This window comes from Streptacidiphilus sp. EB103A (assembly GCF_041261405.1).
GTDB lineage: Bacteria > Actinomycetota > Actinomycetes > Streptomycetales > Streptomycetaceae > Streptacidiphilus.
Map to the genome: position 1 here is coordinate 19,156 of NZ_JBGCAQ010000017.1, position 25,118 is coordinate 44,273.

Here is a 25,118-nt window from a genome sequence, read left to right on the forward strand (position 1 = left end):
AACAGAGGGAGCGCCCATGGCCGGTAGCCCGTCAGTTCTCGGCATCGTCCTCGCCGGCGGCGAGGGCAAGCGGCTGATGCCGCTCACGGCCGACCGCGCCAAGCCCGCGGTGCCCTTCGGCGGCGCCTACCGCCTGATCGACTTCGTGCTCTCCAACCTGGTGAACGGCGGCATCAACCGGATCTGCGTGCTCACCCAGTACAAGAGCCACAGCCTGGACCGCCACATCACCCAGACCTGGCGGATGACCGGGATCCGCGGCGACTACGTCACCCCCGTCCCGGCCCAGCAGCGGCTCGGTCCGCGCTGGTACCTGGGCAGCGCCGACGCCATCTTCCAGTCGCTCAACCTGGTCTACGACGAACAGCCGGACTACATCGTGGTGTTCGGCGCCGACCATGTGTACCGGATGGACCCGCAGCAGATGCTGCGCCGCCACCTCGAGTCCGGCGCCGGGGTGACCGTGGCCGGGATAAAGGTCCCGCGCAGCCAGGCCTCGGAGTTCGGGGTGATCACCACCGCCGCCGACGGCCGCTCGGTCGAGGGCTTCCTGGAGAAGCCCGCCGCGCCGCCCGGGCTCCCCGGCGACCCCGACCGGGTGTTCGCCTCCATGGGCAACTACATCTTCACCACCAAGGTGCTGCTGGACGCGCTCCAGCGGGACGCCGAGGACGAGGGCTCGGTGCACGACATGGGCGGCAGCATCCTGCCGATGCTCACCGCGAACGGCCAGGCCGAGGTCTACGACTTCGACGACAACCAGGTCCCCGGCGAGACCGACCGCGACCACGGCTACTGGCGCGACGTCGGCACCCTGGACGCCTACTACGACGCCCACACCGATCTGATCTCGGTGCACCCGGTGTTCAACCTCTACAACCGGCACTGGCCGATCTTCACCCACCCCGCGCAGCGGCCGCCGGCCAAGTTCGTCGCCGGCGGGATCGCGGCCGAGTCCATGGTCTCGACCGGGTGCATCATCAGCGGTCAGGTCACCGGCTCGGTGCTGGGCCCCGGCGTGGTCGTCGAGTCCGGCGCGGTGGTGCAGGAGTCGGTGCTGATGGACGGGGTCAGGGTGGGCCGGGGCGCGGTGGTGCGCAAGGCGATCCTCGACAAGAACGTCGTGGTGCCGCCCGGGGCCGTGATCGGCGTGGACCCGGGCCGGGACCGCGAGCTCTACACCGTCTCGTCCGGGGGAGTGGTGGCTCTGGGGAAGGGGCTGCAGGTGCGCTGAGGGCGTCACCGGACCGGCGTAACGCGCCGAGCGGCGGGGTGGCGGCGCGCCTACGTTCGAGGAGTCACGCCCGGTGTCCGGGCATCCGGCTCTGAAAGGGCGTTACCCCATGCGCAGTCCCCGCCGTTCGGTCGCAGCCGCCTCAGTGGGGCTGGCCGCGCTGGTCCTCACGGCCACGGTCGGCTGCTCCAGCAGCACCAAGAACAGCGTCAGCAGTGCGGTGAGCGGCCAGGCCAGTGCCGCCGTCTCGGCCGCCAAGGCCAAGGCGGCCGGCGCCGCCGCGAGCGTGGCCGCGAGTGTGTCGGCCAAGGCCGCCGGGGCCGCCGCCACCGCCTCGTCGAAGCTGGCCTCGGCCAAGGCCGGCGCCTCCTCGTCCGCGACGGTGGCCAAGAACGTGACCGCCGGCGCCTACTGCTCCACCGCCGGGGCCTCCGGGGAGACCGCCAAGGGCCTGGCCGTCACCTGCGCGGCGGACAGCAGCGGCAAGGACCGCTGGACCTCCGCCGCGGTCTCCGCCACCAACGCCAAGGCGGGAGCCTTCTGCGCCACCACCGGCGCCAAGGCGACCGGCAGCAACAGCACCGCCCTGGTCTGCAAGGCCGGCTCGGACGGTCGCGACCGCTGGACCAAGCAGTAGGAGTTTCCTGTCCGTTCCTGGGGAGGGAAGGGGGGGTGGAGCCCGTCCATGGGTGCCACACGGAGCAGAAGGAGAGCACGCGGATGGCGCTGCACACGGGTCGTCAGGAGAGCCACGACGGCAAGGGCGGGCACCGGGTCTCGGTGAACCCGTTCCTGGGGGCGGCCAACCCGGAGGTGGGCAGCATGGTGACGGCGCCGCCCAAGCACCGGCTGCCCTCCGGCCCGATGGCGGCGGACATCGCCTATCAGATCGTCAGGGACGAACTGATGCTCGACGGCAACGCCCGGCTGAACCTGGCCACCTTCGTCACCACCTGGATGGAGCCGCAGGCGACTCTGCTGATGGCCGAGTCGGTCGACAAGAACATGATCGACAAGGACGAGTATCCGCAGACCGCCGAGCTGGAGCGCCGCTGTGTCGCCATGCTCGCCGACCTCTGGAACGCCCCCGACCCCGCCGGCGTCGTCGGCTGTTCGACCACCGGGTCCAGCGAGGCATGCATGCTCGCCGGGATGGCGCTGAAGCGCCGCTGGATGCTCCGCAACGCCGAGCGCTACGCCGCCGGCGCCCGCCCCAACCTGGTCATGGGCGTCAACGTCCAGGTGTGCTGGGAGAAGTTCTGCAACTTCTGGGAGGTCGAGGCGCGCACCGTGCCGATGGAGGGCGACCGCTACCACCTGGACGCCGCCTCGGCGGTCGCGCTGTGCGACGAGGACACCATCGGCGTGGTCGCCATCCTCGGGTCCACCTTCGACGGCAGCTACGAGCCGGTGTGGGACATCTGCGCCGCCCTCGACGAGTTCCAGGGCAGCACCGGGCTGGACATCCCGGTCCATGTCGACGGGGCCTCCGGCGCGATGGTCGCGCCCTTCCTCGACCCGGAGCTGCGCTGGGACTTCCGCCAGCCCAGGGTCGCCTCCATCAACACCTCGGGCCACAAGTACGGACTGGTCTACCCCGGGGTCGGCTGGGCGCTGTGGCGCGACCGCGCGGCGCTGCCGGAGGAACTGGTCTTCAGGGTCAACTACCTGGGCGGCGAGATGCCCACCTTCGCCCTCAACTTCTCCCGCCCGGGGGCCGAGGTCGTCGCGCAGTACTACACCTTCCTGCGGCTGGGTCACGGCGGCTACCAGGCGGTCCAGCAGGCCAGCCGGGACATCGCGGTCTCGCTGGCCCGCCGGATCGAGGCCATGGGCGTCTTCCGGATGCTGAGCTGGGGCGACGAGCTGCCGGTCTTCGCCTTCACCACCACGGACGACGTCACCGCCTTCAATGTCTTCGACGTCTCCCGGCGGCTGCGCGAACGGGGCTGGCTCGTCCCGGCCTACACCTTCCCGGCGAACCGCACCGACCTGGCGGTGCTGCGCATCGTCTGCCGCAACGGCTTCTCCAGCGACCTGGCCGACCTGCTGGTCGAGGACCTGAGCCGGCTGCTCCCGGAGCTCCAGGCCCAGCCGGGGCCGCTGCAGGGATCAGGCGGCCCCTCGGGCTTCCACCACTGAAGCCTTCTACGGCCAGAGCTGCTCGCGGGTCCAGCCCGCGTCGGTGGCGCCGTAGCGCAGCCGGGTGTGGCCCCGGCCGGGGGAGCCCTGCCAGAACTCGGCGCTGACGGGTCGTAGCACGAACAGGGCGTGGGCCGGGGTGGTGAGGTCGGGGTCGGCCGTGACCCGGGCCAGGGCCTCGGCGTAGGCGTCGGCCAGCAGGGTGCGGTCGGGCAGCGGATCGCTCTGGTGGCCGACCAGGATGGCCGCGCGGGAGCCGGGCAGCCGGGAGCGGAAGTCCTCGGCGGCGGTGACGTCGTCGGCGCGGACGACCGGGCCGCGGAGCCGGATCTGCCGGCCCTGCTCGCGCCAGTGGAAACCGAGGGCCGCCTGCGGGCAGTCGGTGAGCTGACGGCTCTTGGGGCTGTCCGCGTCGGTGGCGAAGACCCAGCCGTCGGCGGTGGCGTCACGCAGGGCGACGATCCGCAGGTCCGGGCGGCCGTCCCGGTCGACCGTGGCCAGGGTCATCGCATGGGGCTCGCTGACGCCGCTGCGGATCGCTTCGCTCAGCCAGTCGAGGAAGAGCGGAAACGGTTCAGCGGGGGCTGCCGCGGGGTCGAAGGACGGCAGCGGTTCGCTGAGCATGGGGACACCGAACAGCAGGGCGCGTACGGGTGAGGGCACGGGGCTCAGCGTACCCAGGGGCGGGACTTTGGCTGCGGCGTCTGCATGGCTGGTCGCGCAGTTCCCCGCGCCCCTAGGTAGGTGCAACTTGCTCTCAGCGGTTCAGTTGCAGCCCCCAGGGGCGCGGGGAACTGCGCGACCAACCATGCACAACCCGCAGTCGACAACCGGCCTACGCCCGTGCACCCAACGCCGCCGCGATGGATGCGGCGAGGCGGTCCAGGTAGTCGCCGTTCACCGGCGTCCGCACCACCGCCAGGCGCCAGTACAGCGGACCGGCGATGAGGTCCAGGGCCAGGTCGGGGTCGGTGGACTCGGGCAGCTCGCCGCGGGCCACCGCCTTGCGCACCAGAGCGGCGCTGCTCTGCCGCTGGGCCGCGTCCAGCGCCGCGGCCAGGGTCTCCGCGATCTCCGGGTTGCGCGCCGCCTCGGCCAGCAGGTCCGGGACGATCTGCGCGGCCAGCGGGTGCCGCAGCACCCGGGCCAGCACATGGACGAACATCCGCAGGTCGTTGCGGAGCGAGCCGGTGTCGGGGAGGACCAGGCCCAGCGCGGCGACCTCGGAGACCACCTCGATGACCATGGGGAGCTTGGAGCGCCAGCGGCGGTAGACGGCGGTCTTGCCCACCCCGGCCCTGCGGGCCACGGCCTCGATGGACAGGCGTCCGTAGCCGCTCGCGGCGAGTTCCTCGAAGACCGCGCTGCGGATAGCCTCGGTGACGTCGTCGCGGAGCACCGCCGCGCCGGCCGGGGCCCGTTTGACCCCCTCCGACCTGTCGGTTCTCTTTGAATCCCCAGTCAGCATGGCGTCATTGTAGCGTCAGGACGATACGGTTGCGTTCTCACGTGGGACCCCCTAGTTTTTCTCTTATCTACGACGAGACGCTACCGTTCCGTCGTATCGGTCGGGGGCAAAGGGCTTGGGAGTAGCGTGTCCACGGTGTACGAGCAGCGGCTGGTAGGTGTCGCCGGTCCCGATGGGGACTCGGGCTTGAGCCCTGGCGACTTGGCGGCCAAGTACGGACTTGCAGTCAGCGGTAAGCGGCCGTCGCTGGGTGAGTACACCCGGCGACTGTGGTCGCGGCGCCATTTCATCGTTGCGTTCGCCACCGCCCGGCTGACCGCGACCTACACGGCCGCGCGGCTGGGTCAGATCTGGCAGGTGATGACGCCGCTGCTGAACGCGGCCGTGTACTACCTGATCTTCGGCCTGCTGCTGGGGACCAGTCGTGGAATCCCGAACTTCATCGCGTACCTCTGTACCGGTGTGTTCGTGTTCCAGTTCACCCAGTCGGCGGTGCTTTCGGGCACCCGTTCGATCGCCGACAACCTGGGTCTGATCCGGGCGCTGCACTTCCCGCGGGCCTGCCTGCCGATCGCCTTCACCGTGATCCAGCTCCAGGAGCTGCTGTTCTCGATGGGCGTGCTGGGCGTGATCATCCTGGCCTCCGGCGAGCCGCTCACCCTGCGCTGGCTGCTGGTCCTGCCGATCCTGTTCCTCCAGTCGGTCTTCAACGCCGGGTTGGCCATGTTCATGGCCAGGATCGGCGCCAAGACCACGGACATGGCCCAGCTGATGCCCTTCATCATCCGGACCTGGATGTACACCTCGGGCGTGTTCTGGAGTGTCAGCACCTTCACCCACAAGGCCCCGCACTGGGTCGCGGTGATCCTGGACAACAACCCGGCACTGATCTTCAACGACCTGATGCGCTACGCGCTGATGGACTCGGTGTCGTCGAGCAGCCTGCCGCACCATGTCTGGATCATCACACTGGCCTGGGCTGCCGTGGTCGGTCTCGGCGGCTACATGTTCTTCTGGAAGGCCGAGGAGGAGTACGGACGTGGCTGAGACCTCGACGAACGAACGCAGTCTCGCGGCGGACGGGGCCGAGGCCCTCGACCCGGACGAGCTGGCGCGACAGGCGAAGGAGGAGGAGCTGCGGAAGGACGCGGCCTCCAAGCGCGCCGAGAAGATCCCGACCGTGATCGTGGACGACGTCCACATCATCTACAAGATCTACGGGGCCGGCGCCGGTCGCGGGTCGGCCACCTCGGCGCTGTCGCGGATGGTGCGCCGCAAGGCGTCCCCGGCGATCTCGGAGGTGCACGCGGTCCGCGGCATCAGCTTCACCGCGTACAAGGGCGAGGCGGTCGGCCTGATCGGCTCCAACGGGTCCGGCAAGTCGACCACCCTGGCGGCGGTGGCCGGGCTGCTGCCCACCGCCTCCGGTTCGATCTACACCGACGGCCAGCCGTCGCTGCTGGGCGTGAACGCGGCCCTGATGAACGACCTGACCGGTGAGCGCAACGTGGTGCTGGGCTGCCTGGCGATGGGCATGTCCTACGCCGAGGTCCGCGAGAAGTACCAGGGCATCGTGGACTTCTCCGGGATCCAGGAGCGCGGGGACTTCATCTCGCTGCCGATGCGCACCTACTCCTCGGGCATGGCGGCGCGGCTCCGGTTCTCCATCGCCGCGGCGAAGACCCATGACGTGCTGCTGATCGACGAGGCGCTGTCCACCGGCGACAGCGCCTTCCAGAAGCGCAGCGAGGACCGGATCCGGGAACTGCGCAAGGAGGCCGGCACGGTCTTCCTGGTGTCGCACAACAACAAGTCGATCCGGGACACCTGCGACCGCACCATCTGGCTGGAGAGCGGCGTGATCCGGGCCGACGGTCCGACCGAGGAGATCGTCGCCGAGTACGAGAAGTACATGAAGAGCCGGTAAGCGCAGGTAAGCGCAGGTAAGAGCCGTACCGGCCGGATCTGACGCCGTGACGAACCCGCCGCCGCCACCCCCCGGAGGCGGGTTTGTCACACCGCAGTCCTAAGCTATGAGCAAGATCCCCGGGATCGCCCCGGGTGGAGCCGACCGGATGCGGCGCGGGCGCGGCAGTGGGAGGCTGGCGTGTCCGCTGTGGGCAGGCCGTGAAGATCGGTGTAGAACGGGGGGGTGGCGGTCATGACAGTGCGTCGACAGGCAGAAGGCAAGAAGCGGGCGACGGGCGAGCAGTCGGGGAGTCAGCAGTCCTCCGCGGTCGTGCTGGACAAGGCGGCCCGGGAGAACTTCCCGGTGGCCCCGTTCTTCATGCCCGCCGCCATGCGGGCCGGGCTGATGGCCGTCTACGGCTTCGCCCGGCTGGTCGACGACGCCGGCGACGGCGACCTGGAGGACCCGGCGGCCACCGCGGCCGTGCTGGGCGCCGCGGACGCCGGGGCCCTCGCGCTGCTGGACGCGCTGGAGGCCGACCTCGACCGGGTGTTCGAGACGGTGCTGGGTACCCCGGGGGCGGAGCCGCCGCGGCATCCGCTGCTGGCCGACCTGGTGCCGGTGGCCGACCGCCATGCGCTCACCCCGGAGCCCTTCCGGGCGCTGATCCAGGCCAACCGGGTCGACCAGACCACCAGCCGCTACCCCGACATCGACGCCCTGATGGGCTACTGCGAACTCTCGGCCAATCCGGTGGGCCTGATGGTGCTGCAGCTCGCCGGGCTGGCCACCCCGGAGCGGGTCCGGCAGTCCGACGCGGTCTGCAGCGCGCTGCAGATCATCGAACACCTGCAGGACGTCGCCGAGGACCGCGCCCGGAACCGGATCTACCTGCCCGCCGCCGACATGGCAGCGTTCCGGGTCACCGAGGCCGACCTGGACGCGGAGCACGCCGGACCCGCGCTGCGCGCCTTGGTGGGCTTCGAGGCGCAGCGGGCCCGGGTGCTGCTGGACCAGGGCGCGCCCCTGGTCGGAACGGTGGGAGGGCGGCTGCGGCTGCTGCTGGCCGGCTTCGCGGCCGGCGGCTACGCGGCCCTCGACGCGATCGCGGCGGCCGACAACGATGTGCTGGCCGGGGCGCCCAAGCCCCGCAAGAGCCGCCTCCTTCGGGAGGCGGCGGCGACTCTGGTGAGAGGACGGTGAGTCGGCGCATGGAGGTGGCCTCAGAGCTTTCCCTGCCGGTGTCCCCGCAGGCGGCAGCGGCGTACCGATACTGCGAGGCGGTGACCGGGGCGCAGGCCCGCAACTTCTCCTACGGCATCAGACTCCTCCCCGCCGACAAGCGCATGGCCATGTCCGCGGTCTACGCGCTGGCCCGCCGGATCGACGACATCGGCGACGGCGAGTGGTCCGACGAGCGCAAGGCCGAGCACCTGGGTCTGACCCGGGCGCTGCTGGACGAGATCCGCGAAGGCACGGTCGAGGCCGAGGACACCGATCCGGTGAAGGTCGCCCTCGCCGACGCCTGCTCCCGTTTCGCCATTCCGCTGGACGCCTTCGACGAGCTGATCGACGGCGTGGAGATGGACGTCCGCGGCGCCGAGTACGAGACCTTCGACCAGCTGCGGGTCTACTGCCGCTGCGTCGCCGGCACCGTCGGCCGGCTGTCGCTGGGCGTGTTCGGCTGCACCGACCCCAAGCGCGGCGCCGAGTTCGCCGACACCCTGGGCCTGGGGCTGCAGCTCACCAACATCCTGCGCGACGTCCGCGAGGACGCCGCCAACGGGCGCACCTACCTGCCCGCCGAGGACCTGGCCAGGTTCGGCTGCGAGCAGGGCTTCCTGGGCCGTCCCGCCGCCGGGGCGGACTTCACCGGCCTGGTGCTCTTCGAGGCCGCGCGCGCCCAGGAATACTTCGACGAGGGCCTGTTGCTGCTGCCGATGCTGGACCGGCGCAGCCGGGCCTGTGTGGCGGCGATGGCGGGCATCTACCACCGGCTGCTGCAGCGCATCATCAGCGACCCCGAAGCGGTGCTCCGCGGAAGGGTGTCGTTGCCGGGCTGGGAGAAGGCGTATGTGGCACTCTCGGGGCTGGCCGGAAGGCATCCTTCTTGAATGACCGTCGGATTGCGACGACGGAACGTGGCGCGTTTGTCACACAGGGTCGTTGGGGAGTCACAGAGGCAGGCGCGCAGGCGCGCCGGCACGGAGCGGAGAGGCACATGAACGGGCGGACGGCGGTGGTCGTCGGCGGGGGGCTCGCGGGGATCACGGCCGCGCTTCGCCTCGCCGACGCGGGTGCGGCGGTGACCCTGGTCGAGGCCCGCCCGCGACTCGGCGGCCTGGCCTTCTCGTTCAGGCGCGGGGAGCTGTGGGTCGACAACGGCCAGCATGTGTTCCTGCGCTGCTGCACGGCCTACCGGGGCCTGCTGCAGCGGCTCGGGGTCACCGACCAGGTGGAGATCCAGCCGCGGCTGGACGTCCCGGTGCGGGATGTGACGACCGGTCGGACCGGATCGCTGAGCCGGGCCGGGCTGCCGGTGCCGCTGCACCTCGCCAAGAGCCTGGCCCTGTACCCGCACATGAGCACGCGGGAGAAGCTGGCCACCGGCCGCGCCGCGCTGGCGCTGCGCGGTCTCGACCTGGACGATCCCGATCTCGACCGGCACTCCTTCGGCGACTGGCTGCGCCGGTACGGGCAGTCGCCCCGGGCCGTCGACGCGCTGTGGGACCTGGTCGGTGTGGCCACCCTGAACGCGACCGCCGACCACTCGTCACTCGCGCTGGCGGCGATGGTCTTCAAGACCGGCCTGCTCAGCGATCCGGGCGCGTCCGACATCGGCTTCGCCAAGGTCCCGCTCGGGGCGCTGCACCACGACGCCGCGCATGCGCAGCTGGAACGCGCCGGGGTGCGGATCCTGCTGCGCACCAAGGTGACGCAGCTGAAGTCCGCGGAGGGCGGCGGCCACCGGGTGGAGCTGGCCGGCGAGCGGCTGGACGGCGGCTCGGAGCTGCTGGACGCCGTGGACGCGGTGATACTGGCGGTGCCTCAGGACGCCGCCCACGGACTGCTCCCGGCCGGCAGCATCGACCGCCCCGAGCGGCTGCAGGAGCTGGACCACGCGCCGATCCTCAACGTCCACGTCATCTACGACCGGAAGGTCCTGGACCGTCCGTTCCTGGCCGCGCTCGGCTCGCCGGTGCAGTGGGTGTTCGACCGCACCGCGCACTCCGGGCTGCGCGGTCCCGGGCAGTACCTGGCCCTGTCCCAGTCCGCCGCGCAGGACGAGATCGACCTGCCGGTGTCCGAGCTGAGGAGTCGCTACCTACCGGAACTGGAGCGGCTGCTGCCCGAGGCGCGCGGCGCCCGGGTCACCGAGTTCTTCGTCACCAGGGAGCGGACCGCGACCTTCGCGCCCGCGCCGGGCTCCGCGCGCCTGCGCCCCGCCGCCCGTACCCGTACCCCCGGCCTCTACCTGGCGGGCGCATGGACGGCCACCGGCTGGCCCGCGACCATGGAGAGCGCCGTCCGCAGCGGCAACGCCGCCGCCGGGGCCGCGCGGGCCGACCTCGCCGGGGCGCACGGCCCGGCAGCAAGCAGTGCCGCCCGAACCGGCTGACGAAACCGCAGACAGGTTGGTTATGACAGCGACAGCAAAGCCCCGGACGAACAGTCAGAACGGAGAGGGAGCCAGCGTGGTTTCGAGCCCTGAGGAGACTCGCCCGGCACGACCGGCGGAGCCGTCCGTCGACTCTGTCGGCGCCGTCGATGCTGGAGACTCTGCAGATGTGCGGTTCCTGCTCGAACGTGGCAGATCGCTCTGTACTCCCGTGCTGCGGGAGGCCGTCGGACGACTGGCGCCACCCATGGACCGGGTATCCGCCTACCACTTCGGCTGGACCGACGCCGAGGGCAGGCCGACCGAGGGCGACGGCGGCAAGGCCGTGCGCCCGGCGCTGGCCCTGCTCTCCGCCCAGGCGGCGGGCGCGCCGGCCGAGATCGGCATTCCCGGCGGTGTTGCCGTCGAACTGGTGCACAATTTCTCGCTGCTCCACGACGACCTCATGGACGGCGACGAGCAGCGCCGCCACCGGGCCACGGTCTGGACCGTGTTCGGCCCGGCCCAGGCGATCCTGGTCGGCGACGCCATGTTCGCGCTGGCCAACGAGGTGCTGCTGGAGGCGGCGGACAAGGGCGGAGCCACCGGCGTGGACGCGGGCCGGGCCGTGCAGCGGATCACCCTGGCCACCCGCAAGCTGATCGACGGTCAGGCCCAGGACCTCTCCTTCGAGCACCGGGACCGGGTCAGCGTCGAGGAGTGCCTGGAGATGGAGGGCAACAAGACCGGCGCCCTGCTGGCGGCCTCCGCCTCGGTCGGCGCCGTGCTGGCCGGCATCGACGACGCCGGGGCCGACGCGCTGGAGCGCTACGGCTACCACCTGGGGCTGGCCTTCCAGGCGGTGGACGACCTGCTCGGCATCTGGGGCGCCACCGAGGTCACCGGCAAGCCCAACTTCGGCGACCTGCGCCAGCGCAAGAAGTCCCTTCCGGTCTCGGCGGCGCTGGCCGAGGGCGGCCCCGCCTCGGTGCGGCTGGCCGAGCTGCTGGCCGACCCGGAAGGACGCGGACACGAGGACGAGGAACAACTCGCGGTCCGCGCGGCTTTGATCGAGGAGGCGGGCGGACGCGCCTGGACCGCCGAGGAGGCGCGCCGGCAGCACCGGACCGCGCTGGCGGCCCTCGACGAGGTGCCCATGCCCGCCCAGATTCGGGAGCAGTTCGCAGCGCTCGCCGAATTCGTCGTGGTCAGGGAGAGGTGACGAGATGACAGCAACCGCGGACGGCCGGCTCGACCCACAGTACGAGGCAGAGCCGGCCGCGGAGAGTGGACAGGCAGCCGGGGGAAAGGCGGCCACCAAGGCCGGAAAGAACGTTCCGGTGGTGGGAGAGGAGGTGGCGCCCGACGAAGAGCCGGGGGAGTCACAGACCCCGTCCCCGGAGAGCCTGCCGGAGGACGTGCGCGCGCTCGCCGCGCAGACCCTGGAGCGTGCCACCGCGCACCTGCTCGGCCTCCAGGACGAGCAGGGCTGGTGGAAGGGCAACCTGGAGACCAATGTCACCATGGACGCGGAGGACCTGCTGCTCCGTCAGTTCCTGGGGATCAGGACCGAGGAGCAGACCAGGGCCACCGCCGACTGGATCCGCTCGCAGCAGCTCCCGGACGGCACCTGGGCCACCTTCTTCGGCGGCCCGCCGGAGCTGTCCACCACCATCGAGGCCTATGTCGCGCTGAAGCTGGCCGGGGACGACCCGCAGGCCCCGCACATGCGCCGGGCCTCGGCCCACATCCGCAGGAACGGCGGCATCGCCGCGGCCCGGGTGTTCACCAGGATCTGGCTGGCGCTGTTCGGCTGGTGGCCCTGGGACCGGCTGCCCGAGCTGCCGCCCGAGGTCATCTTCCTGCCCCGCGGCTTCCCGCTGAACATCTACTCCTTCGGCTGCTGGGCCCGGCAGACCATCGTGCCGCTGACCGTCGTCTCCGCGCACCGCCCGGTACGCGAGGCCCCGTTCGACCTGGACGAGCTGCACACCGACCCGGCCGACCCCTACCCGGTCCGGCCCTTCGCGGCCGCGCACACCTGGGACGGCTTCTTCGAGCGGCTCGACCGGGTGCTGCACCTGTACCACCGGATGCCGGTGCGGCCGGTCCGCAACCTGGCCCTGCAGCAGGCCGCCCGCTGGATCGTGGACCGCCAGGAGGCCGACGGCTGCTGGGGCGGCATCCAGCCGCCCGCCGTCTACTCGCTGATCGCCCTGCACCTGCTCGGCTATCCGCTGGACCACCCGGTGATGAAGGCCGGCCTGGCCGCCTTCGAGCGCTTCACCGTGCACACCGACGAGGGCCACCGCTGGATCGAGGCCTGCCAGTCACCCGTGTGGGACACCTGCCTCGCGGTGGTCGCGCTGGCCGACGCCGGGCTCCCCAAGGACCACCCGGCGCTGGTCCGGGCCAGCGACTGGATGCTCGACGAGGAGATCGTCAAGCGCGGCGACTGGGCCGTGCAGCGGCCCCGGCTGCAGCCCGGCGGCTGGGCGTTCGAGTTCGACAACGACAACTACCCGGACATCGACGACACGGCCGAGGTCGTGCTCGCCCTGCGCCGGGTGGAGCACCCCAGGCCCGAGCGGGTCGAGGCGGCGGTCGGACGCGGCGTCGACTGGACCCTGGGCATGCAGTCCAAGAACGGCGCCTGGGCCGCCTTCGACGTCGACAACACCAGCACGCTGCCCAACAAGCTGCCGTTCTGCGACTTCGGCGAGGTGGTCGACCCGCCGTCGGCCGATGTCACCGCGCATGTGGTGGAGATGCTCGCGTCGGTCGGCATGACCGACGACCCCCGGGTCCGGCGCGGCGTCGACTGGCTGCTGCGCGAGCAGGAGGAGGACGGCTCCTGGTTCGGCCGCTGGGGCACCAACTACATCTACGGGGTGGGCTCGGTGGTCCCGGCGCTGGTGTCGGCCGGCATCCCGGCCTCGCACAGCTCGGTCCGCCGGGCCGTCAGCTGGCTGGAGCAGCACCAGAACGCGGACGGCGGCTGGGGCGAGGACATGCGCTCCTACAGCGACCGCAGCTGGGCCGGGCGCGGCACCTCCACCGCCTCGCAGACGGCCTGGTCGCTGATGGCCCTGCTGGCGGCCGGCGAGACCGGGGAGACCGTGGACCGGGGCGTGCGCTGGCTGGCGGCCACCCAGCTGCCCGAGGGCAGCTGGGACGAGCCGGAGTTCACCGGCACCGGCTTCCCCTGGGACTTCTCCATCAACTACAACCTCTACCGCCTCGTGTTCCCGGTGACGGCCCTCGGCCGCTATCTGCACGGAACCCCGGAGCTGCACGCGGGCGTCCCCGTACAGGAGGAGCGGATCCGCCATCAGCGGCCGCTGCTGACGGGGAGGCGATCGCGGTGACAGTCCTGGACACCGCCCGGGGCACCGGATGAGCAGGGAGCCTGCCAGACCGGGCCGTCCGGACGGGCGGCCGCTGCTGCTCGCCTGCGCGCTGGGGGCCGAGCAGGCCGCCCTGCGCGCGGGCGTGCGCGCGGCGCCGTCGGTACGGCTGATCCGTACCGGCATGGGCGGGGAGAAGGCCCTTCGCTCCGTCAGCAGGGCACTCACGCAGGAGGAGTACCCGCCGGGGGCGTTCCTCTTCGCGGGATTCGGGGCGGCGGTCGGACCGGGAATACGCCCCGGAGACGTCCTGGTTGCCACTGAGGTGCGCGATGCCAGCAGGGGCGCCAGCAACGGCCGGGGCGGCGTGACCGGGCTGCCGCGTCCGGACGCGCTCGCCGCCGCGCTGCGCTCGGTCGGGCTGACCGTGCACACCGGACCGCTGTTCAGCGCGGACGCCGTGGTGCGCGGTGACCGCCGGGCGGAACTGAACGCCGCCGGGGTGCTGGCCGTCGACATGGAGACCGCCGGGGCGCTGCGCGCCCTGCCCGCCGGGCTTCCCGCCGCGGCCGTCCGCGTCGTCGTCGACACCCCCGAGCACGAACTGCTGCGTCCCGGCACCCTCTTTCACGGCCTGCGCGCCTGGCGCGCCCTGCGCACGGCCGCACCCGTACTCGCCGCTTTCGGCTCGCCGTTCTCAGAAAGGGCTCTGGTGACCTCCTCATGACCGCGATCTCGCTCGGAATGCCGTCCGCTCCGCTCAAGCCGCTTGCCGTGCGGCGTAGGAGTCGTCAGATCATGGTGGGGAGTGTGGCGGTCGGTGGTGACGCGCCGGTGTCGGTGCAGTCGATGACCACGACGGTGACCTCGGATGTGAATGCGACGTTGCAGCAGATCGCGGAGCTGACGGCGTCGGGGTGTCAGATCGTGCGGGTGGCCTGCCCCTCGCAGGATGATGCGGATGCGTTGGCGACCATTGCGCGCAAGTCGCAGATCCCGGTGATCGCGGACATTCACTTCCAGCCGAAGTACGTGTTCGCGGCGATCGATGCGGGGTGTGCGGCGGTGCGGGTGAATCCGGGCAACATCCGGCAGTTCGACGACAAGGTGAAGGAGATCGCGAAGGCGGCGTCGGGGGCGGGGGTGCCGATCCGGATCGGGGTGAACGCGGGGTCGTTGGACCGGCGGTTGCTGGAGAAGTACGGGAAGGCGACGCCGGAGGCGTTGGTGGAGTCGGCGTTGTGGGAGTGCTCGCTGTTCGAGGAGCACGGGTTCCGGGACATCAAGATCTCGGTGAAGCACAACGATCCGGTGGTGATGATCGCTGCGTACCGGCAGCTGGCGGCGGCGTGCGACTATCCGCTGCATCTGGGGGTGACCGAGGCGGGTCCGGCGTTCCAGGGCACGATCAAGTCGGCGGTGGCGTTCGGGGCCCTGCTCAGTGAGGGGATCGGGGACACGATCCGGGTGTCGTTGTCGGCGCCTCCGGCGGAGGAGGTGAAGGTCGGCAATCAGATCCTGGAGTCGTTGAACCTGCGTCAGCGGGGTCTGGAGATCGTGTCCTGCCCGTCCTGCGGGCGGGCGCAGGTGGATGTGTACAAGCTGGCGGAGGAGGTCACCGCGGGGCTGGAGGGCATGGAGGTGCCGCTCCGCGTCGCTGTGATGGGCTGTGTGGTCAACGGTCCGGGTGAGGCGCGTGAGGCGGATCTGGGGGTGGCGTCGGGCAATGGCAAGGGGCAGATCTTCGTGAAGGGCGAGGTGATCAAGACCGTGCCGGAGTCGAAGATCGTGGAGACGCTGATCGAGGAGGCCCTGAAGCTGGCCGAGCAGATGCAGGACGAAGGCATCGCGTCCGGCGAACCCGTCGTCGCCGTCAGCTGATCGCAGCCCCCAGCCGAACCGGCCAACTGCCCGCCTGCTGAACGAAGGTGATCACATGTCGCTGCTGGAGTCCATTCAGAGCCCCGCCGATCTGCGGCTGCTCCCCGCCGACGAGCTGCCGCGCCTCGCCGAGGAGATCCGCGACTTCCTGATCGAGGCCGTCACCCGAACGGGCGGACACCTCGGACCGAACCTGGGCGTGGTGGAGCTCACCATCGCGCTGCACCGGGTGTTCGACTCCCCGAAGGACCGGATCCTCTTCGACACCGGCCACCAGAGCTATGTCCACAAGCTGCTCACGGGCCGTCAGGACTTCAGCCGACTGAAGGCTTTCGGCGGTCTGTCCGGCTATCCGTCCAGGGCCGAGTCCGAGCACGACGTGATCGAGAACTCGCACGCCTCCACCGTGCTCGGCTACGCCGACGGCCTGGCCAAGGCCAACGAGCTGCAGGGCCGGGAGGACCGCAGCGTGGTCGCGGTGATCGGCGACGGCGCGCTGACCGGCGGGATGGCCTGGGAGGCGCTGAACAACATCGCCGAGGCCAGGAACCGGCCGCTGGTCATCGTGGTCAACGACAACGAGCGCTCCTACGCGCCGACCATCGGCGGCATGGCCAACCACCTCGCCACCCTGCGCACCACCCAGGGCTACGAGCGCTTTCTCTCCTGGGGCAAGGAGGCGCTGCAGCGCACCCCCGGCGTCGGCGCCCCGATCTACGATGCGCTGCACGGGGCCAAGAAGGGCTTCAAGGACGCGGTCGCCCCGCAGGGCATGTTCGAGGACCTGGGCCTGAAGTACATCGGCCCCATCGACGGCCACGACCCGCAGGCCCTGGAGTCGGCGCTGAAGCGCGCCAAGGGCTTCGGCGGCCCGGTCATCGTGCACTGCCTCACCGAGAAAGGCCGCGGCTACCGTCCGGCCGAGCTGGACGAGGCCGACCACTTCCACCAGGTCGGGGCGATCGACCCGATCACCTGCGAGCCGCTGCGCCCGTCCAGCGGCATCTCCTGGACCTCGGTGTTCGGCGCTGAGCTGGTGGAGATCGGCAAGGAGCGCGCCGACGTGGTGGCGATCACCGCGGCCATGCTCCAGCCGGTCGGCCTGGGCAAGTTCGCCAAGGAGTTCCCGGACCGGATCTACGACGTCGGGATCGCCGAGCAGCATGCCGCGGTGAGTGCGGCCGGCCTGGCCACCGGCGGGCTGCACCCGGTGGTCGCGGTCTACGCGACCTTCCTCAACCGGGCCTTCGACCAGGTCCTGATGGATGTCGCGCTGCACAGGTGCGGGGTCACCTTCGTGCTGGACCGGGCCGGGGTCACCGGCACCGACGGCGCCAGCCACAACGGCATGTGGGACATGTCCATCCTCCAGGTCGTCCCCGGCCTGCGGATCGCCGCGCCGCGCGACGCCGATCAGCTCCGCGCGGAGCTGCGGGAAGCGCTGGAGGTGCACGACGCGCCGACCGTGGTCCGCTTCCCCAAGGCCGAGGTCGGTCCGCCGATCCCGGCCATCGAGCGGATCGGCGGCGTGGACGTGCTGATGCGCACGGCCGAGCCGGGCACCGCGCCGGACGTGCTGATCGTCGCGGTCGGCACCATGGCCCCGGCCTGCCTGGACGCGGCGGCGCTGCTCACCGCGGATGGACTGACCGCGACCGTGGTCGACCCGCGCTGGGTGAAGCCGGTCGACCCGGCGCTGACAGAGCTGGCGGCCCGGCACCGGCTGGTCGTCACGGTGGAGGACAACGGCCGGGTCGGCGGTGTGGGCTCGGCCGTGGCGATGGCGCTGCGGGACGCCGAGATCGACATTCCGACGCGCGAGCTGGGCATCAGCCAGGAGTTCCTGGCGCACGCCTCACGCAGTGAGATCCTGGACCGACTCGGCCTCACCGGCCCCGGCGTCGCCGCCCAGACCGCGGGCTTCGCCAAGGCGATCGGGCTCGGACGGCACCGGCAGCAAGCAGTCGTACCGACTGGAGGGGAAGCCCCACGTGGCATCTGACATCGTGACTCCTGACCACAAGACGCCCGGCTCCGCCGAGGACGGGCCGACGGCAGGCGCCAAGCCCTTCGACGTCGCGGCGCTGCTCGCCGAGCGCGGGGCCGAGCGCTACCAGCTGCACAGCGACCACCTCAACCACCAGCTGCCGCGGATGCTGCACACCATCGGCTTCGACAAGGTGTACGAGCGGGCGCAGGGCGCCTACTTCTACGACGCCGAGGGCAACGACTACCTCGACATGCTGGCCGGCTTCGGCATCTTCGCCCTCGGCCGGCACCACCCGGTGGTCCGTCAGGCCCTGCACCAGGTGATGGACCTGGAGCTGGCCGACCTCACCCGTTTCGACTGCCAGCCGCTGCCGGGCCTGCTCGCCGAGAAGCTGCTCTCCTACGCCCCGCACCTGGACCGGGTCTTCTTCGGCAACAGCGGCACCGAGGCCGTGGAGACCGCGCTGAAGTTCGCCCGCTACGCCACCGGCAAGCCCCGCGTCCTCTTCGCCGACCACGCCTTCCACGGGTTGACCACGGGCTCGCTCTCGGTCAACGGCGAGGAGGGCTTCCGCAAGGGCTTCGCCCCGCTGCTGCCGGACACCGCCCTGGAGCTCGGCGACCTCGCCGCGCTGGAGCGCGAGCTGAAGAAGGGCGACGTCGCGGCGCTGATCGTGGAGCCGATCCAGGGCAAGGGCGTCCACCCCACGCCCCCCGGCTACCTCAAGGCGGCCCAGGACCTGCTGCACCGTCACAAGGCGCTGCTGATCGCCGACGAGGTGCAGACCGGGATCGGCCGCACCGGCGACTTCTTCGCCTACCAGCACGAGGAAGGGGTGGAGCCCGACCTGGTGTGCGTGGCCAAGGCCCTCTCCGGCGGCTACGTACCGGTCGGCGCCACCCTGGGCAAGCAGTGGATCTTCGAGAAGGTCTACTCCTCGATGGACCGGGTGCTGGTGCACTCCGCCAGCTTCGGCTCCAACGCCCAGGCCATGACGGCGGGGCTCGCCACCCTGCACGTCATGGAGGACGAGCAGGTGGTGGCGAACGCCCGCCGGGTGGGGGACCTGTTCCGCGAGCGGCTGGCCGAACTCAAGCCGAAGTACGAGATGCTGGCCGATGTGCGCGGCCGGGGCCTCATGATCGGCATCGAGTTCGGCCGCCCCCAGTCGCTCAAGCTGCGTACCGGATGGATGGCTCTGCAGGCGGCCCGCAAGGGGCTGTTCGCGCAGATGGTGGTGGTTCCGCTGATGCAGCGGCACCGGATCCTCACCCAGGTGTCCGGGGACTACCTGGAGGTCATCAAGCTCATCCCGCCGCTCACCATCACCGAGACCGAGGTGGACCGCTTCGTCGCGGCCTTCACGGAGATCATGGACGAGGCCCACAGCGGCACCGGCCTGATGCGGGACTTCGGCAAGACGCTGATCAAGCAGGCCGTCGCCAACCGGTAGGTTCGCGGGCCCGGCCGTCAGACCTCCAGGTGCTCCTCGATCTGCTTCATCCGGTGCCGCGCCATCGCCAGATTGGCGCGGTGCCGGTCGAGGGCCAGGTAGAGGAAGATCCCCTTGCTGCTGTGCCGGGTCAGCGGCCGGATGATGTGGTACTGGTTGGTGAGCGTGATCAGAATGTCCTCGATCGTCTCGTTATGGAGATTGAGCATCTCCATGGTGCGCATTTTGGCGCGGACGACGTCGGTGTTCCCGGCGGCTGCGACGTTGAGGTCCAGCTCCTTGCTGGCGCCGAGGGTCCCGAGGGCCAGGCCGCTGCTGTAGTCGACGATCGCGACGCCCAGGGCTCCCTCGACACTCATGGCCTCTTTGAGCGCGGTCTCCATGTTCGGCATGTGCGGGCATCCTCCTGAACGGGGTCGGACGGGGGGACCCGTTCGTGGTCCCCGCAGTCCAAGACCCTAGGAGCCGAGGACGGGGGCACATGCCGCTTGGTCGAAAGTGATCAGGAGAGGGTGATGGATTAACCTCATCGGATCACTGCTCGGCTCTTTATGATCGATGAAAGTCCGATGGGGATCGCGGAATCAGCGGGTCCGCCCTCCCGAAGATCATCGGTACCGCCACGAAAACGCTGCAGAACTGCGCCGGTATTCAGCGGTCCGAGCGAATTGACGGCGGCTCGGGTTGTCGCCGGAGTGACGAACGCCATATCTGCGCGACCGTGCGAAGTGACGAAGGCAACAGTTTGCAGCGGGGAGTGGGCCGTGTTTCACGGGGTCGATCCCGGTCAGGCCCGCCACTTCGGGGTTTCGCAGGGGTGCGGGGCCTCCCCGAGCTCTTCGAGCTGGGGGATACCCCACCGCCCCGAAAGGTTGGAGTGGTCGCTGGAATGAGAATGGGAGCGGGATGCCGACAGGGATATCGACCGGCTCGGTTCCCTGCGCGCCTCGGCAGGGGTCTCGGTTCGGGCCTCGGTGAGCCAGGCCGGGTGCGACGGCGCGGTCACGGTGGCGTAGAGCGCCCGGCGCCGGGTCCACAGGGCGCGCATCCGTCCGTCCGCCGTGGTGATCACCGGCTCGAACAGCGGCAGCGCCAGCAGCACCAGGACCCCGGCCGCCCAGCCGGCCAGCACGTCGCTGACCCAGTGCGTGCCCAGGTACACGGTCGTCAGGCCGACGGTGGCACCCAGGAATCCGGCCAGCACCGCCGCGATCCGGCGGTGCCGGACCGCGAGGTAGGCCAGCACGCCCCAGGTCACCACGGCGTTGGCGGTGTGCCCGGAGGGAAATATGCCGCCGCCCTGGAACAGCGCGCTGGAGTCGATGACATGGGCGTAGTGCGGACCCAGTCGCCCCATGCCGATCTTCACCGCGCCCACCGTCATGTTCAGCAGGACCAGCGCGACGCCCAGCACCAGCAGCGGCCGCCAGCTCCGGGTGCGCCGGCTGCGCCAGCCCAGCCACACCGTGGCGATGATCGCCGAGGGGCCGCGCTGGCCCAGCACCACATAGGAGTTGAGGAACCCCTGGGCGTCGGGCCAGTGCTCGTACGGCTTGTAGAGCATCACGTCCCAGTCGAGCGCGACCAGGCGCGAGGTGGCCAGCACGGCGACGATCACGGCCAGATAGAAAGCGGATGTGAAGAGAAAGAGGGCTTTGTGTGCGCGACTCAGCGGGGTCCACGGATTCGCCGCTGAGGCGGGCTGTCGCGGGGCTGCTGACCTGGTGGACTCTGCTCGGGAGGCCTCTCTCTGCTGATTGCGCACCTCTTCGACATTACATGGGCCGTCCGGGGTGGTCCGCAGCCGGTGGGCCTTCTTAATAACGCTGTTACCTGTCCGGTCGTAAGTTCCGTATAAATGGTCCAGGAGTGATGGGAGTGACGTGAGAGATGACTTGAATAGTGATCAGAAGCGAATGCAATCGGCTCTTCGAAGGTTTGACCGGGGAATTTTGGGGCAGCCGGAAATGATTAGCGCGGGAAATGCGAGGGGCCCCGGACCAGGTCGTCTGGTCCGGGGCCCCTCGCGGCCGGCAGCGGAGGCGGGTGTCAGACCGTGCCGCCGCCCAGCGTCAGTCCGCCGTCCAGCACCAGGATCTGACCGGTGATCCAGGACGCCTGCTCCGACAGCAGGAAGGCCACCGTGCCGCCCACGTCCTCGGGCACCCCCAGCCGCTTCAGCGGGTAGGTCGCCGCCACCTGCTCCTCGTGGCCGGCGAACAGGGCCTCCGCGAACTTGGTGCGCACCACCGCGGGCGCCACCGCGTTCACCCGCACCGTGGGGGCCAGCTCGTAGGCGAGCTGCTGGGTGAGCTGGACCAGCGCCGCCTTGCTGGCTCCGTACATGCCGATACCGGGCGCCGGGCCGAGCGCGCTGACCGAGGAGACATTGACGATCGCGCCGCCCCGCTCGCGCAGCGAGGCCTTGTGGACCAGCTGCACCCAGCCCAGGGTGGAGACCAGGTTGATGTCCAGGATCTTCCGGGCCGCGTTCAGGTCCAGATCGACCATCGCGCCGAAGGCGGGGTTGGTGCCGACATTGTTGACCAGGTGGTCGATCCGGCCGAAGCGCTCCATGGTCCGGTCCACGACCTCGGCGCGGTGCGCCTCGTCATGGCTCTTCCCGGCGATGCCGAGGGCCACGTCCGGGCCGCCGAGCCGCTCCACGGCGGCGGCCAGGCTCTCCGCGTCCCGTCCGGTGATCACCACTCGCTCGCCCCGGGCCACCAGCGCCTCGGCCACGGCGAAGCCGATGCCACGGCTGGCTCCGGTCACCAGCGCGACCTTGTCGTCCGTCCCAGTCATGCGTCCATCCCTTTTCTCAGAGTGTTCAGAGTGTGAGGTCGACCAGCTGCGCGAGCGCGGCCCGGTGCCGGTCCGCGGTGCCGAGCGCGATCGAGGCGCTCTTGGCCCGCTTGAGGTACAGATGGGCCGGGTGCTCCCAGGTGAAGCCGATGCCGCCGTGCAGCTGCACCGCCTCCTCCGCGGCGACCACCGCGATCTGTGAGGCGAAGGCCTGCGCCAGCGCCGCCGACACCGGCAGGTCCGCCGATCCGGCCGCCGCGGCGCCGGCGGCGCTGCGGGCCACGGCGCGCAGCTGAGCCACCGAGACCCAGAGGTCCGCCAGCCGGTGCTTCACCGCCTGGAAGGAGCCGACCGGACGGCCGAACTGGTGACGCTCCTTCACATAGGCGGTGGTGGTCTCCAGCGCCCACTCGGCGACCCCCAGCTGCTCGGAGGCCAGCAGCGCGGCGCCGGTGGCGAGCGCCGCCTCCAGCGTGGCGACCGCGCCGTCCCCGGCGGCGATCCGGCGGCCGGCCGTCCCGTCGAGCGTGAGGTCGGCCAGCGGCCGGGTCATGTCCAGGCTCACCACCGGCGTGGCGGTGAAGTCGGTGACGACGTAGAGGCCCGGCTGCCCGTCCTGGTCCAGGGCCGGGACGAGCAGGGCCCCCGCCGTGCGGGCGTCCGCGACCAGGTGGAGCGTCCCATGCAGCAGACCGTCGGCCTGCTGCCGTACGGACGAGGGAAAGGGCGAGCGCGGCGCGGTGGCGAAGGGCACGGCCAGGGCGGCCACCAGCTCGCCGGAGGCGACCCGGGGCAGCAGCTCGGTCTCCTCCGCCGCCAGCAGCGCCGCCGTGGCGAGCACGGCGCTGCCGAGGTACGGGACCGGCGCGGCGGCGCGGCCCAGCTCCTCCAGCACCACGGCGGTCTCCCGCCAGCTCGCCCCGGCGCCGCCCCACTTCTCCGGCACGGCAAGGCCGGTGACGCCCAGTTCGTCCGCCAGCGCCCGCCACAGCGCGGTGTCGACGGGCTGCTCGCTCTCGGTCCTGGCGAGCGTCGCCGACTGCGGGGCGCGGGCCGCCAGCAGCGCCCGCACATGGCCGCGGAGCTCCTGCTCAACCTCGGAGTACTGCAGGTCGGTCTGCGTGTCGGTCGAATCGCTCATCGCGGCAGGTCCTTCCAGGCGACATCCTTGTCGACGCGGATCTCCTGGGGCAGTCCCAGGACCCGCTCGGCGACGATGTTCCGCAGGATCTCGGAGGTCCCGCCCTCGATCGAGTTGCCCTTGGCCCGCAGGTAGCGGTAGCCGGGGGTGCCGCCCTCCATGGAGGGGTGCGAGGGACGGCGGAAGGTCCAGTCGTCGTAGACCAGGCCCTCGCCGCCGAGCAGCTCCAGCTCCAGGCCGGAGATCTGCTGGTTCAGCCGCGCGAACGCGAGCTTGGCGGCGGAGCCCTCCGGACCCGGCTGCCCCGCGGCGAGCTGCTGGCGCAGCCGTTCGCCGGTGAGCCTGGCCGCTTCGGCGTCCACCCACAGCCGCAGCAGGCTGTCCTGCAGCCCGGGGGTGCGCAGTTCGGGCCGCTCGCGCCAGGTGCGGGCGACCGTGCCGATGAGTCCTCCCTCGCGGGGGAGCGCGCTGCCGCCGATGGCGACCCGCTCGTTCATCAGCGTGGTCTGGGCGACCCGCCAGCCGTCGCCGACCTCGCCGAGCCGCCGGCTGTCGGGGATCCGCACACCGGTGAGGAAAACCTCGTTGAACTCGGCCTCGCCGGTGGCCTGCCGCAGCGGGCGCACCTCGACGCCGGGCGCGGTCATGTCGCAGATGAAGTAGGTCATGCCGCGGTGCTTGGGCACGGTCGGGTCGCTGCGGGTGACCAGGATCGCCCACTGCGCCTCGTGTGCCAGCGAGGTCCACACCTTCTGGCCGTCCACCACCCAGGAGTCGCCGTCGCGGACGGCGCGGGTGCCGAGGGCGGCGAGGTCGGAGCCGGCGCCGGGTTCGCTGAACAGCTGGCACCAGACCTCCTCGCCGGTCCACAGCGGGCGCAGGAAGCGCTGGTGCACGGCGGCGTCGCCGAAGGCCAGGAGGGTGGGCGCGGCCATGCCGAGGCCGATGCCGTGCCGGCCGGGGTCCAGGGTGGGGGCGCCGGCGGCGGCGAACTCGTCGTTGACCGCTTGCTGCAGTGAACGCGGCGCCGCGAGCCCGCCGAGGCCTTCGGGGAAGTGGATCCAGGCGAGGCCGGCGTCGTAGCGGGCGCCCAGGAACTCTGCGACGGGGGTGCGCACCGGGTCGTGCTCGGCCAGCAACTTGCGCACGGCGGTGCGGAGGCCCGTCTCGGTGATTTCAGCTGTGCTCATGGTGGGTGGAACCCTCTCGACGGTGAGCGGGGGATCTTTGGCTGCGGACCGTAGCTGGCTTGGCGCGCAGTTCCCCGCGCCCCTGACTGAACCTCTGAGGGCAAGTTGCACCTACCCAGGGGCGCGGGGAACTGCGCGACCAGCCAACTACGGTCCGCAGCCGACAAACTGCCTAGTCCAACGGTCCACCGGCGACGTACACAACCTGGCCGGACACAAACCCGGCCCCCTCGCTGACCAGGAAGGAGACCGTGTGCGCGATGTCGTCCGGGACACCGACCCGGGCCACCGGGATCTGCGTAGCGGCTGCCGCCTTGAAGTCCTCGAAGCCCATGCCCACCCGCTCCGCGGTGGCCGCGGTCATGTCGGTGGCGATGAACCCGGGGGCGACGGCGTTGGCGGTGACGCCGAACTTGCCGAGCTCGATGGCGAGGGTCTTGGTGAAGCCCTGCAGTCCGGCCTTGGCGGCGGAGTAGTTGGCCTGGCCCCGGTTGCCCAGCGCGGACGAGGAGGACAGGTTGACGATGCGTCCGTAGTGCGCGTCCACCATGTGCTTCTGGACCGCCTTGGACATCAGGAACGCGCCCTTGAGGTGCACGTTCATGACGGTGTCCCAGTCCGCCTCGGACATCTTGAAGAGCAGGTTGTCCCGCAGCACGCCGGCGTTGTTGACCAGCACGGTCGGCGCGCCCAGCTCGGCGACGATCCGCTCGATCGCGGCGGCGACCTGCGACGCGTCGCTGACGTCCGCGCCGACGGCGAGGGCCCGGCCGCCGGCGGCGGTGATCTTCTCGACGGTGTCCTTGCTGCCGGCCTCCTCCAGGTCCACCGCCGCCACGGCGAAGCCGTCGGCGGCGAGGCGGATCGCGGTGGCGGCGCCGATGCCGCGGGCCGCTCCGGTGACGATGGCGACGCGGGGGGTCTGTTCGGTCATGGCTGCTGTCATTCCTTCGGTGAGGG

The 25,118-nt window shown here is 71.1% G+C and carries 22 protein-coding genes; 14 read left to right on the top strand and 8 right to left on the bottom strand.

The features are described from left to right. Positions 1–16 precede the first annotated feature (16 nt). The 3 genes from glgC (at position 17) to ABH941_RS26825 (ending at position 3,376) form a co-directional block, all read left to right on the top strand. Positions 17–1,234, top strand: coding sequence for a glucose-1-phosphate adenylyltransferase (glgC, locus tag ABH941_RS26815; protein ID WP_134010768.1), 1,218 nt, complete (start codon positions 17–19; stop codon positions 1,232–1,234). Positions 1,235–1,343: 109 nt separating this feature from the next. Next, a complete protein-coding gene (locus ABH941_RS26820) occupies positions 1,344–1,871 on the top strand; it encodes a hypothetical protein (RefSeq protein WP_370132084.1) in 528 nt (175 codons plus the stop codon). Positions 1,872–1,954: 83 nt separating this feature from the next. After that, the gene (locus tag ABH941_RS26825) at positions 1,955–3,376 is read left to right on the top strand and encodes a glutamate decarboxylase (protein ID WP_370132085.1); all 1,422 of its coding nucleotides are present in this window, start codon (positions 1,955–1,957) and stop codon (positions 3,374–3,376) included. A gap of 6 nt (positions 3,377–3,382) precedes the next feature. Here the strand turns inward: ABH941_RS26825 and ABH941_RS26830 are convergent, their stop codons facing one another. Both ABH941_RS26830 and ABH941_RS26835 read right to left on the bottom strand, forming a co-directional pair. Continuing rightward, the gene (locus ABH941_RS26830; RefSeq protein ID WP_370132086.1) at positions 3,383–4,039 is read right to left on the bottom strand and encodes a pyridoxal 5'-phosphate synthase; all 657 of its coding nucleotides are present in this window, start codon (positions 4,037–4,039) and stop codon (positions 3,383–3,385) included. A gap of 172 nt (positions 4,040–4,211) precedes the next feature. Then, positions 4,212–4,844, bottom strand: coding sequence for a TetR/AcrR family transcriptional regulator (locus ABH941_RS26835; RefSeq protein WP_370132087.1), 633 nt, complete (start codon positions 4,842–4,844; stop codon positions 4,212–4,214). A 186-nt stretch (positions 4,845–5,030) separates the two neighbouring features. On the opposite strand from ABH941_RS26835, the gene ABH941_RS26840 reads away from it, so the two are divergent. From ABH941_RS26840 to ABH941_RS26890, 11 genes are all read left to right on the top strand, one after another. After that, positions 5,031–5,891, top strand: a complete 861-nt coding sequence (locus ABH941_RS26840; protein WP_370132088.1) for an ABC transporter permease — start codon at positions 5,031–5,033, stop codon at positions 5,889–5,891. A gap of 88 nt (positions 5,892–5,979) precedes the next feature. After that, the gene (locus tag ABH941_RS26845; RefSeq protein WP_370132259.1) at positions 5,980–6,771 is read left to right on the top strand and encodes an ABC transporter ATP-binding protein; all 792 of its coding nucleotides are present in this window, start codon (positions 5,980–5,982) and stop codon (positions 6,769–6,771) included. Positions 6,772–7,005: 234 nt separating this feature from the next. Continuing rightward, positions 7,006–7,956 carry a squalene synthase HpnC gene (gene hpnC / locus ABH941_RS26850; protein WP_370132089.1) on the top strand — a complete coding sequence of 317 codons (951 nt, stop codon included), beginning with the start codon at positions 7,006–7,008 and terminating at the stop codon, positions 7,954–7,956. Positions 7,957–7,964: 8 nt separating this feature from the next. Continuing rightward, complete coding sequence (gene hpnD, locus ABH941_RS26855) at positions 7,965–8,867, top strand: presqualene diphosphate synthase HpnD (RefSeq protein WP_370132090.1); 903 nt, start codon at positions 7,965–7,967, stop codon at positions 8,865–8,867. A 107-nt stretch (positions 8,868–8,974) separates the two neighbouring features. Further along, positions 8,975–10,372 (top strand): hydroxysqualene dehydroxylase HpnE, encoded by a 1,398-nt coding sequence (hpnE, locus tag ABH941_RS26860; RefSeq protein WP_370132091.1) that lies wholly within the window; start codon positions 8,975–8,977, stop codon positions 10,370–10,372. A 22-nt stretch (positions 10,373–10,394) separates the two neighbouring features. After that, the gene (locus ABH941_RS26865; RefSeq protein ID WP_370132092.1) at positions 10,395–11,573 is read left to right on the top strand and encodes a polyprenyl synthetase family protein; all 1,179 of its coding nucleotides are present in this window, start codon (positions 10,395–10,397) and stop codon (positions 11,571–11,573) included. A 4-nt stretch (positions 11,574–11,577) separates the two neighbouring features. Continuing rightward, on the top strand, positions 11,578–13,719 hold the full coding sequence (gene shc, locus ABH941_RS26870) for a squalene--hopene cyclase (RefSeq protein ID WP_370132094.1): 2,142 nt from the start codon (positions 11,578–11,580) through the stop codon (positions 13,717–13,719). Positions 13,720–13,747: 28 nt separating this feature from the next. Further along, on the top strand, positions 13,748–14,425 hold the full coding sequence (locus ABH941_RS26875) for a 1-hydroxy-2-methyl-2-butenyl 4-diphosphate reductase (protein WP_370132095.1): 678 nt from the start codon (positions 13,748–13,750) through the stop codon (positions 14,423–14,425). After that, positions 14,422–15,579, top strand: coding sequence for a flavodoxin-dependent (E)-4-hydroxy-3-methylbut-2-enyl-diphosphate synthase (gene ispG / locus ABH941_RS26880; RefSeq protein ID WP_370132096.1), 1,158 nt, complete (start codon positions 14,422–14,424; stop codon positions 15,577–15,579). The genes ABH941_RS26875 and ispG overlap by 4 nt, the downstream gene beginning before the upstream one ends. A gap of 55 nt (positions 15,580–15,634) precedes the next feature. Further along, complete coding sequence (gene dxs, locus ABH941_RS26885; RefSeq protein ID WP_370132098.1) at positions 15,635–17,581, top strand: 1-deoxy-D-xylulose-5-phosphate synthase; 1,947 nt, start codon at positions 15,635–15,637, stop codon at positions 17,579–17,581. An 82-nt stretch (positions 17,582–17,663) separates the two neighbouring features. Then, the gene (locus ABH941_RS26890; protein ID WP_243876920.1) at positions 17,664–19,022 is read left to right on the top strand and encodes an aspartate aminotransferase family protein; all 1,359 of its coding nucleotides are present in this window, start codon (positions 17,664–17,666) and stop codon (positions 19,020–19,022) included. A 17-nt stretch (positions 19,023–19,039) separates the two neighbouring features. Here ABH941_RS26890 and ABH941_RS26895 read toward each other — a convergent pair whose 3' ends face one another. The 6 genes from ABH941_RS26895 to fabG all read right to left on the bottom strand — a co-directional run bounded on the left by ABH941_RS26895 (position 19,040) and on the right by fabG (position 25,092). Then, positions 19,040–19,414, bottom strand: coding sequence for a hypothetical protein (locus ABH941_RS26895; protein WP_134010792.1), 375 nt, complete (start codon positions 19,412–19,414; stop codon positions 19,040–19,042). Between the two features lie 395 nt (positions 19,415–19,809). Continuing rightward, on the bottom strand, positions 19,810–20,640 hold the full coding sequence (locus ABH941_RS26900) for a phosphatase PAP2 family protein (protein WP_370132099.1): 831 nt from the start codon (positions 20,638–20,640) through the stop codon (positions 19,810–19,812). Between the two features lie 431 nt (positions 20,641–21,071). Further along, positions 21,072–21,827: an SDR family oxidoreductase gene (locus ABH941_RS26905; RefSeq protein ID WP_370132100.1), complete on the bottom strand. Its 756-nt coding sequence runs from the start codon at positions 21,825–21,827 to the stop codon at positions 21,072–21,074. Between the two features lie 25 nt (positions 21,828–21,852). Continuing rightward, the gene (locus tag ABH941_RS26910; RefSeq protein WP_370132101.1) at positions 21,853–22,968 is read right to left on the bottom strand and encodes an acyl-CoA dehydrogenase family protein; all 1,116 of its coding nucleotides are present in this window, start codon (positions 22,966–22,968) and stop codon (positions 21,853–21,855) included. Beyond that, positions 22,965–24,158, bottom strand: coding sequence for an acyl-CoA dehydrogenase family protein (locus ABH941_RS26915; RefSeq protein WP_370132103.1), 1,194 nt, complete (start codon positions 24,156–24,158; stop codon positions 22,965–22,967). The genes ABH941_RS26910 and ABH941_RS26915 overlap by 4 nt, the downstream gene beginning before the upstream one ends. A 172-nt stretch (positions 24,159–24,330) precedes the next feature. Beyond that, positions 24,331–25,092 carry a 3-oxoacyl-ACP reductase FabG gene (gene fabG, locus ABH941_RS26920; protein ID WP_370132104.1) on the bottom strand — a complete coding sequence of 254 codons (762 nt, stop codon included), beginning with the start codon at positions 25,090–25,092 and terminating at the stop codon, positions 24,331–24,333. Positions 25,093–25,118 lie beyond the last annotated feature (26 nt).

Coding starts and splice junctions, on each gene's coding strand:
- glgC (WP_134010768.1), top strand. CDS start 17: ATGGCCGGTAGCCCGTCAGTTCTCGGCATCGTCCTCGCCGGCGGCGAG.
- ABH941_RS26820 (WP_370132084.1), top strand. CDS start 1,344: ATGCGCAGTCCCCGCCGTTCGGTCGCAGCCGCCTCAGTGGGGCTGGCC.
- ABH941_RS26825 (WP_370132085.1), top strand. CDS start 1,955: ATGGCGCTGCACACGGGTCGTCAGGAGAGCCACGACGGCAAGGGCGGG.
- ABH941_RS26835 (WP_370132087.1), bottom strand. CDS start 4,844: ATGCTGACTGGGGATTCAAAGAGAACCGACAGGTCGGAGGGGGTCAAA.
- hpnC (WP_370132089.1), top strand. CDS start 7,006: ATGACAGTGCGTCGACAGGCAGAAGGCAAGAAGCGGGCGACGGGCGAG.
- hpnD (WP_370132090.1), top strand. CDS start 7,965: ATGGAGGTGGCCTCAGAGCTTTCCCTGCCGGTGTCCCCGCAGGCGGCA.
- hpnE (WP_370132091.1), top strand. CDS start 8,975: ATGAACGGGCGGACGGCGGTGGTCGTCGGCGGGGGGCTCGCGGGGATC.
- ABH941_RS26865 (WP_370132092.1), top strand. CDS start 10,395: ATGACAGCGACAGCAAAGCCCCGGACGAACAGTCAGAACGGAGAGGGA.
- shc (WP_370132094.1), top strand. CDS start 11,578: ATGACAGCAACCGCGGACGGCCGGCTCGACCCACAGTACGAGGCAGAG.
- ABH941_RS26875 (WP_370132095.1), top strand. CDS start 13,748: ATGAGCAGGGAGCCTGCCAGACCGGGCCGTCCGGACGGGCGGCCGCTG.
- ispG (WP_370132096.1), top strand. CDS start 14,422: ATGACCGCGATCTCGCTCGGAATGCCGTCCGCTCCGCTCAAGCCGCTT.
- dxs (WP_370132098.1), top strand. CDS start 15,635: ATGTCGCTGCTGGAGTCCATTCAGAGCCCCGCCGATCTGCGGCTGCTC.
- ABH941_RS26895 (WP_134010792.1), bottom strand. CDS start 19,414: ATGCCGAACATGGAGACCGCGCTCAAAGAGGCCATGAGTGTCGAGGGA.
- ABH941_RS26905 (WP_370132100.1), bottom strand. CDS start 21,827: ATGACTGGGACGGACGACAAGGTCGCGCTGGTGACCGGAGCCAGCCGT.
- ABH941_RS26910 (WP_370132101.1), bottom strand. CDS start 22,968: ATGAGCGATTCGACCGACACGCAGACCGACCTGCAGTACTCCGAGGTT.
- ABH941_RS26915 (WP_370132103.1), bottom strand. CDS start 24,158: ATGAGCACAGCTGAAATCACCGAGACGGGCCTCCGCACCGCCGTGCGC.
- fabG (WP_370132104.1), bottom strand. CDS start 25,092: ATGACCGAACAGACCCCCCGCGTCGCCATCGTCACCGGAGCGGCCCGC.